Source organism: Nonomuraea sp. NPDC049400, from assembly GCF_044466425.1.
Taxonomy (GTDB): Bacteria; Actinomycetota; Actinomycetes; order Streptosporangiales; family Streptosporangiaceae; genus Nonomuraea.
In genome coordinates, this window is record NZ_JBITMP010000011.1 from 97,266 (window position 1) to 114,119 (window position 16,854).

A 16,854-nucleotide genomic window follows, 5' to 3' on the forward strand; every position below is an offset into this window, starting at 1 on the left:
CCCCGGCGCCGGGCTGGAGTGCCCGGCGCCGTTCGGCTCAGCTCAGCCCCTTCACGGCCTCGACCGCATGGTCCACCTGCTCGGGGCTGGTCACGATACTGGTGCCGAACCTCAGCAGCGACGGGTTGTACGGCGTCGCGCTCGCGATCACCTTGCTCTCGCGCAGCCGCTCCACGGCCTCGAACGGTCGCATGCCCGCGATGGAGCAGCACACGATGCCCGCCGACAGCTCAGGCGCCACGGGGGTGGCCAGCGTGACCTGCGGGAGCTCGCTCAGGCCGGCCTTCAGCCTGGTGGCCAGCTCCTGCGTGCGCCGCTGCACGCGGTCCTGGCCGATCGCCGTCATGAACCCGAACGCCTCCGGCATCGCCCACCGGTGCTCGAACGCCTTGAACCCGCCCGGCGTGACCAGCTCGGCCGTGCTCGGCCCCGGGGATCCTCCGTGCAGCCAGGCCTGGAACGCCGCCCTGCTGAAGCTGGTGATGATCGGGGCCACCGGTTCCCAGGTCCTGCCCCACACGATGCCGGTGCCGCGCGGCCCGAACAGCCATTTGTGCGTGCCGCTGGCCAGGAAGTCGCAGCCCAGGTCGGCGATCCCGTCGGCCAGCGCGCCGAACCCGTGCACGCCGTCCACGCACAGCAGCGCCCTGTCGTGCTCGTCGCGGCCCTTGTTCGCCTCGGCGATCATGTCTGCGACGGCGCGCACGGGCACGCGGACGCCGGTGCTCGAATGCACCCAGGTGATCGCGACCACCCTGGTACGCGGGCCGAGGCCGGCCTTGAGCGCCTGCACCATCCGGTCCTCGGTGGCGCGGGCCGGGTCGTCGTACAGGCGGACCCTGCGGACCTCCGCGCCCGTGCGCCCCGCCAGCAGGCGCAGGCCCTCGTGGGTGGCGAGGTGGTCGTGCTCGGTGGTCAGCACGTCCTGGTGCGGGCGCAGCCTGATGCCGGAGTAGACCAGGGCGAGGCCCATGGTGGTGCTGTCGGTCAGCGCGATCTCCTGGGCGCGGGCGCCCAGGTAGCGGGCTGCGGCCTCGCGTATCGCCTGGTCGGGAGCCTGGGGGCCGGGCGGGGCGTACTCGGGGTCGGCGTTCAGGGCGTCACGGTACTTCGCGATCGCCTCGCGGACCGGGGCCGGGGCAGGGGCCAGGATGAACGCGGCGAACTGCCCGTACGCGGGGTCCAGCTGGAACTGGGCCCGCACGGACGCCCAGTCCTGGGGGTCGAACCCGGGCCCCTTCCCGGTCCGGCCCGACGACGTGGTGGCGCACCCGGCGCTCACCCCGGCCAGCATCCCCGCCCCCAGGAATGCCCTCCTGTTCAGACGCATGGCTCATTCCTATCCCGGCGACGCGCCGCCGCCCAGGAACCACGCGAGCCGCGCCATCCCCGCGCCGCCCCGGCTGACGCCGCTCAGCCCTGGCCGCCGAGGATCTCGCGCACCAGCTCCCGCAGCCACACATGCGCGGGGTCCATGTCGTATCGGGGATGCCACGCCTGCGACAGCGTCATCTCCGGCAACGGGAAGGGGATCGGGAACGTCACCAGCCCCAGCGCCTCCACCAGCGGCCTGGTCAGCCGCTCCGGCGTCGTTCCCACCAGATCGGACTGCCGCACCACCATCAGCGAGGCCTCGAACGTCGGCACCGAGCCCGCGACGCGGCGCGTCAGCCCCATGCCGGCCAGGACCTCGTCCACGGGTCCCTGCGCGCGGCCCCGCCGGCTGGCGATCACGTGCTCGGCCGCCGCCAGCCGCTCCGCCGTGATCGGGCCGTCGAGCAGCGGGTGCCCGGGACGCACGACGCCCACAGCCCTGTCCACCATGACGGGCTCGACGCGCGTCTCCGGCGCCGGGTCCGAGATCACGGTCACCTCCAGATCCGCGCTCCCGTCACGCAGCGCCCGCGCGTCGCCGTACCCCTCGGCGATGAAATGGAACCGCACGCCGGGAGCCGACGCGGCCGCCTCCGTCAGCAGCGCCACGCTCATGGCAGTGATCACCGCGTCCGAGGCCAGGATGGTGAACCGCCGCACCAGCGTGGCCGGGTCCAGCCGGCCAGGGGGCGTGAACACCTTCCTGGCCGCCTCGATCAGCGCCCGGACCTCCCCCCGCACGGCCAGCGCCCGCGGCGTCGGCACCATCTGCCGCCCCGAGCGCACCAGCACGGGATCCCCCATCGCCTTGCGGATGCGGCCGAGCGTGCGGCTCATGGCGGGCTCCGACAGGTGCAGCCGCTGCGCGGCGGCCGAGACGCTGCACTCCTCCAGCAGCACGTCCAGGGCGATCAGCAGGTCGAGGCTAGGTTGCGTCTGACGCATATATCACCTGTCAAAGATGCATTTGAGGTAAGGCCGGCGCCGAGTCTACGGTGATCCCGCGGGAGGCCTCCGCTCACTCATCACCCATCTCCACAACCGGGGGTTTCGCATGCCCGCAACGATGCCGGAAACCGGACATCCGGCCCGAACGCGGATCATGGCCGTGATGGCCTCATCCGTGATACTCGCGGTCGCCTTGGTCGCCGCCGTCAACCTCGCCATCCCCACGCTTGCCGCGAGCAAGCTGCGGCCATCGCCGTCGCAGATCCTCTGGATCGTCGACGCGTACGTCATCGTCTTCGCCTGTCTGCTCATTCCCGCCGGAGCGGCGGGCGACCGGTTCGGCCGCAAGGGGGTGCTGCTGTCGGGCCTGGGCGTGTTCGCCGCCGGCTGCCTGGTGGCCGCGCTCGCGCCGGACGTCGCCACGCTGATCGCCGCCAGGGCGGTGAGCGGCGCCGGAGCGGCCCTGGTCATGCCCGCCTCCCTGGCTCTGACGGTGGGCGCCTACCCGGCCACCGAACGCGGGCACGCCGTCGCCGCTTGGACCGCCGCCACCGGCGCCGCCGGGGTCGTCGGCAATGTGGGCGGGGGAGTGGTCATGGAGTACCTGCCATGGCGGGCCCTGTTCGGCGTGCCGGTGCTGCTGGCCGGCGTGCTGGCCGCGCTGATCGCCGTGGTCGTGCCGCGGGTGCCCCGTCTGGAGTCCACCCCGCTCGACCTGCCGGGGACGGCGCTGCTCACCGCCGCGTCCGTGGCGCTGCTCGGCGGGGTCATCGAAGGGCCCGAGGCCGGATGGGGCAGCGGGCTCGTGCTGTCGGCGTTCGGCGCGGCGGCCGTGCTGTTCTGCGTCTTCGCCGGGCACCAGCTTCGCGCGCGGCGGCCGCTGCTCGACCCCCGGCTGTTCGCGCTGCCGCGGCTGCGGGCAGGGACGCTGGGCGTGGCGGTGACGTTCTTCGGGTTGTTCGCGATGTTCTTCGTCAACGCCCGCTACCTGCAGGCGGTCAAGGGCTTCTCGCCGCTGGTCACGGGCCTGGCGATCCTGCCGCTCACCATCCCCATGATCGTCCTGTCGCGGCTCTCGGGCCGCCTGCCCGCCCGGAGCGCTGTCCCGGCCGGCCTGGCGGGGATCGTGGCGGGGCTGGCGCTGCTGTCGTTCGCGGACGCGGCCATGCCCTACCCGGCGTACGCCGCCGGACTGGTGATCATGGGGGCGGCGATGGGGGTCTGCCTGCCGGTGCTGTCGCACGAGATCATGGCCGCGCTGCCGCGCGAGCGGGCCGGGCTCGGCTCCGGGCTCAACAGCGCCACCCGCGAGCTCGGCAGCGCGGTCGGGGTCGCCGTCATGGGGACGGTGATGGCCACGTACGGGATGAGCGCCGGATACCGCGTCGTGGCGGCCGTGGTCCTGGCGGGCGGCGTGCTCGTCACTTGGTGGCGCAGGCGGGCCTGAGCCTGAGCTCCGGCGGTCCGCTCTGACCGGCTGCCGCGCCGCTCTGAGCCGCGCCGCCGGCCAGTCATCGGCCGCTGGTCGAGGTCACCTGCCTGATCAGGTCCGAGACGCGGACGATGCCGAGGCAGCGGTTCATCTCGTCGGTGACCACCAGGTCGTCGTAGACGCGGGCCCGGTCCCGGCCCGCGGCCTGCATGGCCGCTATCGCCGGGGTCGTCCGCGGCACCGTGCGGGGCGGGTCGGCCAGCCGCCGCGCCGGTTTCTGGCCGTGCAGGGCGTGCCCGTAGCGGGCCGCGATCGACAGCAGGAAGCGGCTCCTGTCCAGGCTGGCCTCGGGCCGCTGGAACTCGTCCACCAGGATCACGCTGGTGATCGTCGGCTCCTGCCCGAACGCCTTCACCGCGTCCTCCGCCTTGGCCTCCGCAGGCAGCGTCACCGCCGGGATGAGCAGCTCCTGGACGCGCGGGCCCAGCATGATCGCGGCCGGCTCGTCGGTGACGGGCAGCGGCACCCGTACCTTGCCGTCGGGTCCGGGGGCGAGCAGGGGGCCGTGCGCGAGGCGTACCCCGATGCCACGGGCCACCGCGAGCTGCGGCTCGCGTTCGACGCCTGGCGCGAGCACGTGGGCGCCGACGCCGCGGGCCAGCGTGACCACCGCCCGCGCCACCGCCGACGCGCGGTGGTCGCCCGGGATGCGCGCGACCAGCTCGGGGTCGAGGGCCAGCAGGTACGGGCTCGCCTCCGTGGCCAGGTCGAGTGCCGCGCCGACCGTCCCGACGTCGGCGAAGCCGAGCAGGTAGCCGATCGTGCGCAGGCCGTCGAGCCCGACCTTCAGAAGCGGGCGGTCCTGCTTCTGGCACGCTCCAGTGAGCAGCAGGATGGCCTCGCGCGGATGCCTGCCCGCCCTTCTGAGGGCCTCGTGCAGCGGCGCCAGCGCGCCCGCGCCCGCCAGCACGACCCCGACAGGCAGCTCCAGCACCATGGGCAGAGGGGCCGCCCTGAGCGTGCCCGTGGAGTCGACGACGGCCGGGTGGGCGATGACCGCCCCGGTGTCGAGATCCACCAAGGGGCTTGTGAGCAGGGAGGACACGTACAGATGCTGCTGCAACGGCGAGTGGCGCAGAAGCCCCGCGAGCCAAAATTAACCGACATTTCGCTTTGACTCCGCGGGCGCTGTGAGGCGATGGTGTTCGGCTAGCCTTCGGGGCATGAGTGCGCGTCCGGCCAGGGGCGGCGGCCGGTGGGTGACGGTGCCGCCGGAGCGCCTGCATCCGTGGATCGACGGGTTCGCGGGCCGTCACGGGCCCTTCTCAGCTTCCGGAGATGACCGGGTCGTGCGACTCGTGGCCGCCGACGGGGCGCTGGCCGAGCTGCACGTGCCATTCCCGCCCATGGCGCCGCCCGGGCCGCCGCACGTCACCCGGTTCGTCGCCCACGCCCAGGCGGAGCGGCGGGTGGGGGGTGTTCCTGGTGCGGCTCGGGGGCTACGCGGCCGGGGTCTTCCTGGGGGCGTCGCTGGTGGCGTCCAAGGTGGGATCGCGGCTGGTGCAGGGGCGCACGGCGGCGGGCGGGTGGTCGCAGCAGCGCTTCGCCCGGCGCCGGCGCAACCAGGCGGTCCAGGCGTACGACGACGCGGTGGAGACGGCCGTGCGGGTGCTGACGCCGTACCTGGGGGAGCTGGACGGGGTGGTGCTGGGCGGGGACCGCCGCGCCGTGGACGCCCTGCGGGCCGACCGGCGGCTCGCGCCTCTGCTCGCCCTGGAGACGGAGCCGTTCCTGGTGGTCCCGGACCCGAGGCTGGCCGTGCTCCGCGACACCCCGTCGTCCTTCCGCGCCGCCCGCATCCGCGTCGTCGACCCGCTCTGAGCGCCGCGCGCGGATTCAATGCGGTGTCCCCTCACGGCCCCTCGTGACCGCTTTGAGAGTTTGAGACGATTCAAAAGAATCTTGAATGCCGCTATGATGCCAGAGTTCACGATGGGCCGCGCCCACGCGGTCCACCAGCGATTTCTGCACTCAAGAGCAGCACGGCCTCGTGAGGATCGATGGCGACAAGGAACATCAAGGAGGTCGCGCAGCTGGCGCGCGTCTCTGTGGGCACGGTGAGCAATGTGCTCAACCGCCCGGAGATCGTGTCCCCTGCCACACGCGAACGCGTCTTCGAAGCGATCAAGAAACTCGGCTTCGTCCGCAATGAGGTGGCCCGCCACCTGCGGGTGGGCCGCAGCCGCACGGTCGGCCTCGTCGTGCTCGACGTCTCCAACCCGTTCTTCGTGGACGTGGCCCAGGGCGCCGAGTCGGTGGCCGACGACCACGACTCGATGGTGGTGCTCTGCAACAGCGCCGGCGACCCCGGTCGCGAGCGCCGCCACCTCGACCAGCTCGAACAGCAGCGGGTCCTGGGCATACTGATCACCCCCGTCGAGATGGAGAGCCCCTGGCTGGAGGAACTGGCCGGCCGCGGCACGCCCGTGGTGCTGGTCGACAGCCCGGCGACCGGGCTTCAGTGCTCGGTGGCGGTCGACGACCGGCTCGGCGGGCAGATCGCCGGCGCCCATCTGATCGAGCGGGGGCACCGGCGGATCCTGTTCGTCGGGGGACCGCCGTCCATAAGACAGGTGGCGGACCGGCACGCGGGCGTCAGCAGCGCCGTCGCGGCCGCCGACGGCGCCGTCGAGCTGCTCACCTCCACGTCCCCGACGTTGACCGTCGCGGAGGGACGGGCCGTCGGCGAGCGCGTGGCCGCCCTGCCCCCCGAGGAACGGCCCACCGCGGCGTTCTGCGCCAACGACATGATGGCGCTGGGCTTCTTACAGGCGATGGCCACGCACGGGCTGCGCGTGCCCGAGGACCTGGCCATCATCGGGTACGACGACATCGACTTCGCCGCGGCTGCCGCGGTGCCGCTGTCCTCCGTCCGGCAGCCGCGTGAGCTGCTCGGACGTACGGCCATCGACCTGCTGCTCGAGGAGGTCGCGGACCCCGAGCAGCACCGCCACCGGCAGGTCATCTTCCAGCCGGACCTGGTGATCCGCGAGTCCAGCGCGCTGCGCCGCGACGCCTGACCCCGGGCGCTGTCACCCATGAACCGTTTCATTCGGGGCCGCCGCCTGCCCTGAAACACCCTGCGCATGAGCGCGAGACACGTGCGCCGCACAGGGAGAACCCCCTGAAGGAGCCCCCTTGACCGAGCTCTACCGCAACCCCCTGGCCACCCCCGCTGACCTGGAAGACTTCCGCATGGAGGGGGACGGCGCCACATCCTTCCCCCAGGGACGCATGCGCCTGGAGAGCCTCAGGCCCCCCTCGGAAGGCCAGGCGGCCAACCTGGTCCTCTGGTGTCCCGAAGAGTTCCCCGCCGACGTGCGGATCGAATGGGACTTCTGGCCCATAAGAGAGCCGGGCCTGGCCATCATGTTCTTCCACGCCAGGGGCAGGAACGGCGAGGACCTGTTCGACCCCGGCCTGGCGGCGCGCACCGGCCCCTACGACCAGTACCACCACGGCGACATCGACGCCTACCACGTCTCCTATTTCCGCCGCATGTGGGCCTCCGAACGCTCGTTGCACACCTGCAACCTGCGCAAGAGCCACGGCTTCCACCTGGTGGCGCAGGGCCCTGACCCGCTGCCGGCGGTGCTCGACGCGGAGGGCCCGTACGCGATGCGCCTCGAGGTCGAGGCCGGGACGATCACGTTCTCGGTCAACGATTTGGTCTCGTTCCGGTGGGCCGACGACGGCTCGATCGGCGGTCCCGCCCTGGCAGGAGGCAAGATCGGGTTTAGGCAGATGGCGCCGCTGATCGGAGAGTACGCAAATCTCCGGGTCTCTCGTCATTGACTTTGAGTCGATTCAACACTAATTTCGCACCAACCCGCCGTTCACTGGCTTGTAACTAGGCAGGAACCACGGTGCAACAACCCACCCCCGTATCCGTGCACATGCCACGAGAGGTGGTGCCGGATGAATCATCCCGCCATGTCGATCAGGATCCAAGCTGCCTGCTCAGAGCTCATCTGGGCGGTCCGCCTCAACCTGATGTGGCTCGTCTTCACACTCGCTGGAGGCGTGGTTCTCGGGCTCGGGCCCGCTACCGTGGCCGCTTACACGCTGGCTCGGCGGCATGTTCGCAATGAAACGTTTCATGCCTGGGCCGAATTCTGGACCGTCTACCGACGGGAGTTCGTCCGGGGCTCGCTGCTGGTCCTGCCGGCGGCGGCGCTTGCCACCGTCCTGTTCGGCAACTATCTGTACCTCTCCGCACTCGGGCCCAGCATGGGAGCGTTGCGGATCGCGACCTTCGTGGCGCTCCTCGCACTGGCCGGTGTGGGGGCGTACGCGGGGCCGCTCTACGTGCACTACGACCTGCCGCTACGGGCCTACTGGCCCAAGGCGGCGCAGCTAGCGCTCATGCGTCCGGCCTCGTCCGTGCTGTTGCTGCTAGCACTCCTAGCCATCGCCTACGCGACCTCGGCGGCGCCCATCCTCGCCCCGTTGATCAGCTTCGGCGCGTGGATCTACCTCAATACGTGGCTCTGCCAGCGCTTCTTCGCGGAGAACGAGGCGCAATTGCATTCGAAAGGGAACTCATGAGCGCATCCCGTCGCCGGCGGCTCATTGCCGGGGTGTTAACGCTAACGGCTGCACTCACCGCTTCGGCCTGCTCAGGCGGTGACGCGCCCGCCACCGATCCGAACACGGTGACCATCATGACCAAGCTGTTCGGCGCCGCGCCCGACCCGAAGGGCGAGATGCAGCAGGCGGTCGAGAAGTTCCTCGGCAAGAAGCTCCAGATCACCTGGGTTCCCAACGCCGAGTACTCCGACAAGGTCAACGTCACGCTCGCTTCGGGCAACGTGCCGCAGCTCATGGTCGTGGACCCGCACGGCCCGGCGTTCGTCAAGGCCGCGCAGGCCGGGGCGTTCTGGGACCTGACCGACAAGCTGGACAAGTACCCGAACCTGAAGCCGACGGACGAGCGCCGCCAGCTCAACGCCTCCATCAACGGCAAGTCCTACGCCATCCCCCGGTGGCGGCCCATGCTGCGTTCGGCGGTCATGCTCCGCAAGGACTGGCTGGAGAAGCTCGACCTGAAGCAGCCCGAGACCGTCGACGACCTCTACAACATCGCCAAGGCCTTCACCGAGAAGGACCCCGACGGCAACGGCAAGAAGGACACCTACGGCCTGATCATCCCGAAGTGGCCGGGCAAGTACGCCAGCGCCAGCCCCTACGACACGCTCGAGACCTGGTTCGGCGCCCCGAACGAGTGGGGCGAGCGCAACGGCAAGCTGGTCCCCGGCTTCGACACCCCCGAGTTCCTCGAGGCCAACAAGTTCCTCAAGAAGATGATCGACGAGGGCTTGGTCAACCCGGACTTCGCCAGCTATGACACGGCCAAGTGGGACGATCCGTTCTTCCAGGGCAAGGGCGGCATCATCATCGACGTCAACGTCCGCTCCAGGGCTCTGCTCGACAAGTTCAGGGACGACGGCGACAAGGACTACGGTGACAAGGTCGCCATGGTCGGCAACCTCAAGCGCTCCGACGGCAAGAAGTTCTCCCTGCCGTTCACCGGCTACAACGACGCCATCGCGATCTCCAAGCAGAACGTGCGGACCGATCAGGACCTCGACAACATCCTGAAGGTCCTGGACAAGCTGGGCTCGAAGGAGGGCCAGGTCCTGGTCCAGAACGGCATCGAGGGGCGCAACTTCAAGGCCGAGGGCGAGACCGCCGCGCTGATCAACGAGACCGACCCCGCGGTCCGGGTCGTCCAGGACAACGTCGACCAGGCCTTCACCCAGCTCGGTTTCAAGGGCGACACGACGTACGGCGGCCTCGCCTACGCGCGCACGCCGTCCGGCCAGCCGTACAAGGACATCATCAAGCTGGGCTACGACCTGATGAACGAGGACCTCAAGACGGCCGTGTTCAACCCGGCGCTGCCTGTGGTCTCACCCACGAAGGTCGCCAAGGGCGCGCAGCTCGACGACATCATCCCCGACGCCCGGATCAAGTACCTGTCGGGTGAGATGACCGAAGAGCAGCTGAAGGGCGAGATCAAGCGCTGGTACGACGCCGGCGGCACGCAGGTCGCCGCCGAGATCAACGACCTGGTCGCCAAGCTCGGCACCAACTGACCCGCCTGAGGGGCCCGGGCCACCGTGCCCGGGCCTCTCACATGAAAGGAGGCCGCTGTGGCCACCGACCTGGCGCCGCCTCCGGCGAGGGCGGCGAGCAAGCCCGGCCGACGCCGGAGGCCGGGAGTGGGCGCGTCCCTGGCGCGCTACCGCTGGCTCTACCTGATGCTCCTCCCGGGCGTCGTCTACTTCGCGCTCTTCAAGTACCTGCCGATGTACGGCATCACCATCGCCTTCCAGGACTTCCTGCCGTTCCTCGGCTATTCCGGCAGCCCCTGGGTGGGCTTCCAACACTTCCAGGATCTGTTCACCGGGCCGGACTTCGGCCGGCTGATGTTCAACACGCTGTTCCTGGCGCTCCTGACCGTGGTCTTCGTCTTCCCCGCGCCGATCGTCGTCGCGCTGCTGCTGAACGAGCTGCGGATCAACGTGCTCAAGCGTTCGGTCCAGTCGGTGATGTACATCCCGCACTTCCTGTCCTGGACGATCGTCGCGTCGCTGACGTATCTGCTGTTCTCCGCGGATTTCGGGGTGATCTCCGGATGGATTCGCGACATACTCGGCGACACCGCGAAGATCGACTACATGGCGCAGGAGGAGTGGTTCCGGCCGCTGATCATCCTGCAGCAGATGTGGAAGCTGACCGGCTGGGGCACGATCATCTACCTGGCCGCGCTGGCCGGTGTGGACCCGCAGCTGTACGAGGCTGCGCGCATGGACGGCGCAAGCCGCTTCCGCCAGCTCTATCACGTCACGCTGCCCGCGATCCGCCCCACGATCGTCGTCATGGCCATCCTCACCGCGGGCAACCTGCTCGACACGGGCTTCGAGCAGATCTGGCTCATGACCACCTCGCTGAACCGCTCGGTGGCCGACGTGTTCGACACCTACGTCTACTACACCGGCATCACCCAGGGCGCCATCAGCTACTCCACCGCCGTCGGCCTGTTCAAGGGCGTCGTCGGCTGCATCCTGATCTTCGGCTCCAACTGGCTGGCCAAGCGCCTCGGCCAGCGTGGACTGCTCTAGGGGGCCCTGGATATGAACAGCATGAAGCACAAGAAGCTGAACACCGAATACAGCACCGTGGGCAGCCGGGTGTTCGACGTCATCAACGTCGCCATCCTCGTCGGCCTGGCGCTGATCACGGTGCTGCCGCTGCTGTACGTGCTGGCGGGGTCCTTCGCGAGCGAGTCGGAGATCTCCTCGCGGCCGTTCTTCCTGTGGCCGGAGAAGTTCGTCACGGACACCTACACGTTCATCTTCTCCACCCCCACCTTCGTCCGCGCCCTGCTCACGACCATCGTCGTGACGGCGGTCGGCACGGTGGTGCAGCTGGTGCTGACGTTCTCCATGGCGTATCCGCTGGCCAAGCGGTACCTGCCGGGCCGGACGCTGGTGCTCAACCTGGTGATCTTCACGCTGGTCTTCTCCGGCGGCATGATCCCCACCTACCTGGTGGTGCGCGACATGGGGCTGCTGGACAGCTACTGGGCGCTGATCCTGCCGCTGGCGATCAACCCGTTCTATCTGATCATCGTGAAGAGCTTCTTCCAGGAGCTGCCGCAGGCGCTGGAGGAGGCGGCGCGCATCGACGGCTGCAACGAGATGGGCGTGTTCTTCAAGATCGTTCTGCCGCTGTCGAAACCGATCATCGCGACCTTCGCGCTGTTCTACGCGGTGGGCATCTGGAACGACTACATGTCGCCGCTGCTGTACATAACCGACCCCAGCAAGTGGACTCTGCAGGTCCTGGTGCGCCAGCTGACCAGCGCCGATCAGGCCGACGCGCTGGCGAACATGGACAGGACGTTCGTGCCGCCCGAGCAGGGGCTGAAGTTCGCGGTCGTGGTGATCGCGACGCTGCCGATCCTGTTCTTCTACCCGTTCCTGCAGAAGCACTTCACCAAGGGCGTGCTGATCGGGGGCGTCAAGGAGTGACCCGCGCCATCCTGCTGGCCGGTGACTCGACGGTCGCCTCGTGCCCGGCCTGGGAGGCGCCCATGTCCGGGTGGGGAGCGCAGCTCGGCGCGTACGCGGGCGAGCCCGTGCGCAACTTCGCCAAGGGCGGCGCCACCACGGCCAGCCACCGGGCCGAGGGGCTGTGGGCGGCGCTGCTGCGCGAGGTCGTGCCCGGGGACACGGTGGTGCTCCAGTTCGGGCACAACGACCAGAAGGATCCCGCGATCCCGTACCAGGACAACCTGCGCGCCTTCGTCGAGGAGGCGCGCGGGGCGGGGGCGCTGGCGGTGCTCTGCACGCCGGTGCAGCGGCGCAGGTTCGACGGTGACCGGCTGGCGCCCACGCACGGCGACTATCCCGGGCGGGTGCGGGCGCTGGCCGCCGCCGAGGGCGTGCCGCTGATCGACCTGACCGCCGCCACCACCGAGCTGTACGAGCGGCTCGGCCCCGACGGCTCCAAGGCCCTGTTCACGCACTTCGCGCCCGGGCAGCACCCCCTCTACCCGGACGGGGTGGCCGACGACACCCACTTCAGCTTCCGCGGCGCCGACGAGGTGGCCGCGATCGTCGCCGAGCGACTGAAGGAGATTCGATGACGGCGCTTCGCTGGCTGGACCGACCAGGCGAGCAGGGGGTGACCTGGGGAGTCCCGTGGCCGCGTGGCGCGGTCGAGCGGGACGCGCCGTTCGCGCTGGCCGACGCGGAGGGGCGCGAGGTGCCCGTCCAGAGCTGGGTGACCGCCACCTGGCCGGACGGCTCGGTCAAGTGGTCGGCTCACGCCATCGGCGCGCAGCCGGCCGCGTACTCGTACCGGATCGAGCCGGGACGCGAGCCCGCCGCCGCGGGCACGCCCGTCACCGTCGTCCGCGAAAACGGCCTGCTCACGGTGAGCACCGGTGTGGTCACCTGGACGATCGAGGAGTCCGGCGGCACGCTGGCCCGCTCGATCTCGCGCGGGAGCCGCGAGATCGCCCGGGACGTCCGCCTGGTCAGCCTCCGCCAGAGCGAGCCCACGCCCGACGAGGGCGGCCCGGTGGCCCGTTCGCAGACCACCGGGCAGGTCACCGCGGTCACGGTCGAGCAGGACGGGCCGGTGCGCGCCGTCGTGCGGCTGGAGGGCAGGCACGGCGACTGGCTGCCGTTCACCGTCCGCCTGTACTTCCACGCGGGCGCCGAACAGGTGCGGATCATGCACACCTTCGTCTGGGACGGCGACCCCGAGCGCGACTTCCTGGCCGGGCTCGGGCTGCGCGCCGACGTGGTCATGCGCGACGAGCCGCACGACCGGCACGTGCGCCTGGCCGGCAGCGGCGGTTTCCTCACCGAGGCCGTGCGCGGGCTGACCGGGCTGCGCCGCGACCCCGGCGAGTCCGCACGGCGGGCGCAGGTCGAGGGCCGGCCGGCAGGCGAGATCGCCCCCGAGGTCGCCGGTCGCCTGCACCTCATCCCCGCCTGGAACGACTACACGCTCGACCAGGGCTCCGCCGACGGCTTCACGCTGCGCAAGCGCACCGCGGAAGGCCACGCCTGGGTGACGATCCCCGCGGGCACCCGCTCGGCCGGGTACGGCTACGTCGGCGGCGTCAGCGGCGGCCTCGGCTTCGGGCTGCGCGACTTCTGGCGCCTGCACCCCACCCGCCTCGACATCAGGAACGCGGCCACCGACCTCGCCACCGTGACCGTCTGGATGTGGTCGCCGTCCGCGCCGGCCATGGACCTGCGCTTCTACCACGACGGCATGGGCCAGGACACGTTCGCCGAGCAGCTCGAGGGCCTGGAGATCACGTACGAGGACTACGAGCCCGGCTTCGGCGACGCCCACGGCGTGGCGCGCACGCACGAGCTGACCCTGCGCGCCCACGCCGCCACGCCGCCGTCGCGCGCCCTCGCCGAGCACGCGGCGGCGATGAACCAGCCGGGGCTGCTGGCCGTCAGCCCCTCGCGGATGCGCGAGGCCGGCGTGTTCGGCGTGTGGGAGCTGCCCGACCGCTCCACGCCCGCGCAGGCCCAGGTAGAGGACCGCCTGGACTTCCTGTTCGACCTGTACGTGCGCGAGCGCGAGCAGCGCAGGTGGTACGGCTTCTGGGACTACGGCGACGTGATGCACACCTACGACCCGGACCGCCACACCTGGCGCTACGACGTGGGCGGCTACGCCTGGGACAACTCCGAGCTCTCGCCCGACCTGTGGCTGTGGCTGCAGTATCTGCGCACCGGACGATCGGACGTCTTCCGCTTCGCCGAGTCGATGACCCGCCACACCGGCGAGGTCGACGTCTACCACGCGGGCAAGTGGAAGGGCCTGGGCACCAGGCACAACGTGCAGCACTGGGGGTGCAGCTGCAAGCAGCTGCGCATCTCCAACGCCGCCTACCGGCGCTTCTACTACTACCTGACCGCAGACGAGCGCACGGGCGACCTGCTGGACGAGCTGAGCACGCCCGAGGAGACGTTCGTGGTCATCGACCCCACGCGCAAGGTGCGCGAGGACGTCTACACCCCGGACCCGTCGGCGCTGTCGGTCGGCCTCGGCACCGACTGGGGGTCGCTGGCCGCCGCGTGGCTGACGCGGTGGGAGCGGCACGGCGACGAGCGGGCCAGAGACCGGTTGCTGGGGACGATGGCCGACATCGGGGCGCTGCAGCATGGCTTCCTCACCGGCGAGGCCCGGCTGGACCTGGCGACCGGGCGGTTCGACACCGCACGCGACAAGATCTCCGTCTCGCACCTGTCGTCGTTGTTCGGCCTGCCGGAGATGTGCGCGGAGCTGATCGCGCTCGACCTGGACGTGCCGGGGTTCGAGCAGGCGTGGCTGCAGTACTGCCGGCTCTACCTCGCCACACCCGAGCAGCAGGAGGCGGAGGTGGGGGAGCGGCTGAGCGGGATCTCGCTGATCCAGGCGCACAGCAGGCTCACCGCGTACGCGGCCGCCCGCACCGGGGACGCGGACCTGGCGGCCTGGGCGTGGCGCAAGTTCTTCGTGGACGAGGGCGACCAGCTCAACCGCAACGGGTTGCAACGGCAGAAGGACTGGCGCCTGACCCCGGTGGACGGGCCGAACGTGCTCGCTCCCGTGCAGGAGGCGCCGTTCGTGAGCACCAATGACGCCAGCCAGTACGGTCTGGCCGCCATCCACAACCTGGCCCTGATCGGCAAGTACCTGGAGCGTTAACCAGAGGTGGGGTCCCGGCCAGGGGCCCTACACTGATCTGTATGCATACTCCCGATTGATCTGGCGTCTCACGCCCAATCCTCCGTTTCCTAGCTCGGGAGTGCTCCGCCAACATGATCATCGCCAGTGACATCGAGCTGCGCGCCGGCGCGCGGCTGCTCATTGAGAAGGCCTCGTTCCGGGTGAACGCGGGCGACAAGATCGGGCTCGTCGGCCGCAACGGCGCGGGCAAGACGACCCTGACCAAGGTGCTGGCGGGCGAGGGCCTGCCCGCGGCAGGCTCCGTCACCACCACCGGCAGCGTGGGCTACCTCCCTCAGGACCCGCGCACCGGTGACCTGCAGGTGCTCGCCCGCGACCGCATCCTGTCGGCGCGCGGCCTCGACGAGGTGCTGCGCAAGCTGCGCGAGGCCGAGCTCGGCATGTCCTCCGCCGACGACCGCACGCGGGAGAAGGCGGTCAAGCGGTACGGCAGGCTCGAGGACCAGATGCACGTCCTGGGCGGATACGCGGCCGAGGCCGAGGCGGCCTCCATCGCCTCCAGCCTCGGACTGCCGGATCGCGTGCTCTCGCAGCCGTTGCAAACGCTTTCCGGGGGTCAGCGCCGGCGCGTGGAATTGGCGCGAATTCTTTTCAGCGGGGCGGAAACTCTCCTTCTAGACGAGCCGACAAACCACCTAGATGCCGACTCAATCGGGTGGCTTCGTGATTTTTTGCGATCCCATCAAGGTGGGTTGGTGATCATCAGCCACGATGTCGGTCTTCTTGAAGCGACGGTCAACAAGGTCCTGCACCTCGACGCCAACCGTTCGGTGATCGATCACTACAACGTCGGCTGGAAGGCGTACCTCGCCCAGCGCGAGACCGACGAGAAGCGCAGGAAGCGCGAGCGCGCCAACGCCGAGAAACAGGCGGGTGCGCTGCTCGCGCAGGCCGACAAGATGCGCGCCAAGGCCACCAAGGCCAAGGCCGCCCAGGACATGATGCGGCGTGCGCACCGGTTGCTGTCGGGCACCGAAGAAGAGCGTAAAAGCGACAAAGTGGCGCGGCTGCGCTTCCCTGAGCCGCAGCCGTGCGGGCGCACCCCGCTCACGGCCGAGGGGCTGTCCAAGTCGTACGGCTCGCTGGAGGTCTTCACCGACGTCAGCGTGGCCATCGACCGAGGTCACCGGGTCGTCATCCTGGGCCTGAACGGCGCGGGGAAGACCACGCTGCTGCGCCTGCTCGGCGGCATCGAGAAGGCCGACACGGGCGAGGTCCGTCCCGGTCACGGCCTCAAGATCGGCTACTACGCCCAGGAGCACGAGACCCTCGACCCCGGCCGCACTTTGCTGGAGAACATGCAGTCGGCGGGCGGCCAGTTCACCGACACCGAGCTGCGCAAGGTGCTCGGCTCGTTCCTGTTCACGGGCGACGACGTCGACAAGCCCGCGGGGGTGCTGTCGGGTGGCGAGAAGACCCGGCTGGCACTGGCGATCCTGGTGCTCTCGAGCGCCAATGTCCTCCTTCTCGACGAGCCCACGAACAACCTCGATCCGGTCAGCCGGGAGCAAGTTCTCAATGCTCTGAGGTCGTATTCAGGAGCAATCGTCCTAGTCACACATGACGAGGGTGCCGTTGACGCCCTGTCACCGGATAGGGTGATCTTGCTACCTGACGGAACTGAAGACGCATGGAGCGACGAATTTTCCGATCTTGTGGCACTTGCCTGATCTTAATTTGAGTGGGTACGGATCTTTTCCCGTGGAGTAGGTAGCCGATCCCGCTGAAATGACTGATCATGGCGGAGTAACGCTGCGGAAGTCCGG

Annotated in this window: 14 protein-coding genes; 11 read left to right on the forward strand and 3 right to left on the reverse strand. The window is 69.9% G+C overall.

Annotated elements, in window-relative coordinates:
• Nucleotides 1–37 precede the first annotated feature (37 nt).
• Both ACIBVN_RS19145 and ACIBVN_RS19150 read right to left on the reverse strand, forming a co-directional pair.
• Nucleotides 38–1,330 carry an aminotransferase class V-fold PLP-dependent enzyme gene (locus ACIBVN_RS19145; RefSeq protein WP_397138015.1) on the reverse strand — a complete coding sequence of 431 codons (1,293 nt, stop codon included), beginning with the start codon at nt 1,328–1,330 and terminating at the stop codon, nt 38–40.
• A gap of 83 nt (nt 1,331–1,413) precedes the next feature.
• Nucleotides 1,414–2,319, reverse strand: a complete 906-nt coding sequence (locus ACIBVN_RS19150) for a LysR family transcriptional regulator (protein ID WP_397138016.1) — start codon at nt 2,317–2,319, stop codon at nt 1,414–1,416.
• Between the two features lie 166 nt (nt 2,320–2,485).
• Here ACIBVN_RS19150 and ACIBVN_RS19155 point away from each other — a divergent pair, with 166 nt between their 5' ends.
• Nucleotides 2,486–3,769 (forward strand): MFS transporter, encoded by a 1,284-nt coding sequence (locus ACIBVN_RS19155; protein ID WP_397138018.1) that lies wholly within the window; start codon nt 2,486–2,488, stop codon nt 3,767–3,769.
• Between the two features lie 64 nt (nt 3,770–3,833).
• Here ACIBVN_RS19155 and ACIBVN_RS19160 read toward each other — a convergent pair whose 3' ends face one another.
• On the reverse strand, nt 3,834–4,859 hold the full coding sequence (locus tag ACIBVN_RS19160) for an EAL domain-containing protein (RefSeq protein ID WP_397138020.1): 1,026 nt from the start codon (nt 4,857–4,859) through the stop codon (nt 3,834–3,836).
• Nucleotides 4,860–5,239: 380 nt separating this feature from the next.
• On the opposite strand from ACIBVN_RS19160, the gene ACIBVN_RS19165 reads away from it, so the two are divergent.
• From ACIBVN_RS19165 to ACIBVN_RS19210, 10 genes are all read left to right on the forward strand, one after another.
• Entirely contained in the window at nt 5,240–5,635 is a 396-nt protein-coding gene (locus tag ACIBVN_RS19165) for an acVLRF1 family peptidyl-tRNA hydrolase (protein WP_397138022.1), read from the forward strand.
• 179 nt (nt 5,636–5,814) lie between these two features.
• Nucleotides 5,815–6,834 carry a LacI family DNA-binding transcriptional regulator gene (locus ACIBVN_RS19170; RefSeq protein WP_397138024.1) on the forward strand — a complete coding sequence of 340 codons (1,020 nt, stop codon included), beginning with the start codon at nt 5,815–5,817 and terminating at the stop codon, nt 6,832–6,834.
• Between the two features lie 118 nt (nt 6,835–6,952).
• On the forward strand, nt 6,953–7,609 hold the full coding sequence (locus ACIBVN_RS19175; RefSeq protein WP_397138026.1) for a DUF1961 family protein: 657 nt from the start codon (nt 6,953–6,955) through the stop codon (nt 7,607–7,609).
• A 123-nt stretch (nt 7,610–7,732) separates the two neighbouring features.
• Complete coding sequence (locus ACIBVN_RS19180; protein WP_397138028.1) at nt 7,733–8,362, forward strand: YesL family protein; 630 nt, start codon at nt 7,733–7,735, stop codon at nt 8,360–8,362.
• Between the two features lie 116 nt (nt 8,363–8,478).
• Complete coding sequence (locus ACIBVN_RS19185) at nt 8,479–9,912, forward strand: extracellular solute-binding protein (RefSeq protein WP_397138029.1); 1,434 nt, start codon at nt 8,479–8,481, stop codon at nt 9,910–9,912.
• A 57-nt stretch (nt 9,913–9,969) separates the two neighbouring features.
• Nucleotides 9,970–10,941: an ABC transporter permease gene (locus tag ACIBVN_RS19190; RefSeq protein WP_397138031.1), complete on the forward strand. Its 972-nt coding sequence runs from the start codon at nt 9,970–9,972 to the stop codon at nt 10,939–10,941.
• Nucleotides 10,942–10,953: 12 nt separating this feature from the next.
• A complete protein-coding gene (locus ACIBVN_RS19195; protein WP_397138033.1) occupies nt 10,954–11,853 on the forward strand; it encodes a carbohydrate ABC transporter permease in 900 nt (299 codons plus the stop codon).
• A complete protein-coding gene (locus tag ACIBVN_RS19200) occupies nt 11,850–12,470 on the forward strand; it encodes a rhamnogalacturonan acetylesterase (RefSeq protein WP_397138035.1) in 621 nt (206 codons plus the stop codon). Before ACIBVN_RS19195 ends, ACIBVN_RS19200 begins: the two co-directional genes overlap by 4 nt.
• Nucleotides 12,467–15,046 (forward strand): Tat pathway signal sequence domain protein, encoded by a 2,580-nt coding sequence (locus ACIBVN_RS19205; RefSeq protein ID WP_397138037.1) that lies wholly within the window; start codon nt 12,467–12,469, stop codon nt 15,044–15,046. The genes ACIBVN_RS19200 and ACIBVN_RS19205 overlap by 4 nt, the downstream gene beginning before the upstream one ends.
• Before the next feature lie 113 nt (nt 15,047–15,159).
• On the forward strand, nt 15,160–16,758 hold the full coding sequence (locus ACIBVN_RS19210) for an ABC-F family ATP-binding cassette domain-containing protein (RefSeq protein ID WP_397138039.1): 1,599 nt from the start codon (nt 15,160–15,162) through the stop codon (nt 16,756–16,758).
• The last annotated feature ends 96 nt before the right edge of the window (nt 16,759–16,854 follow it).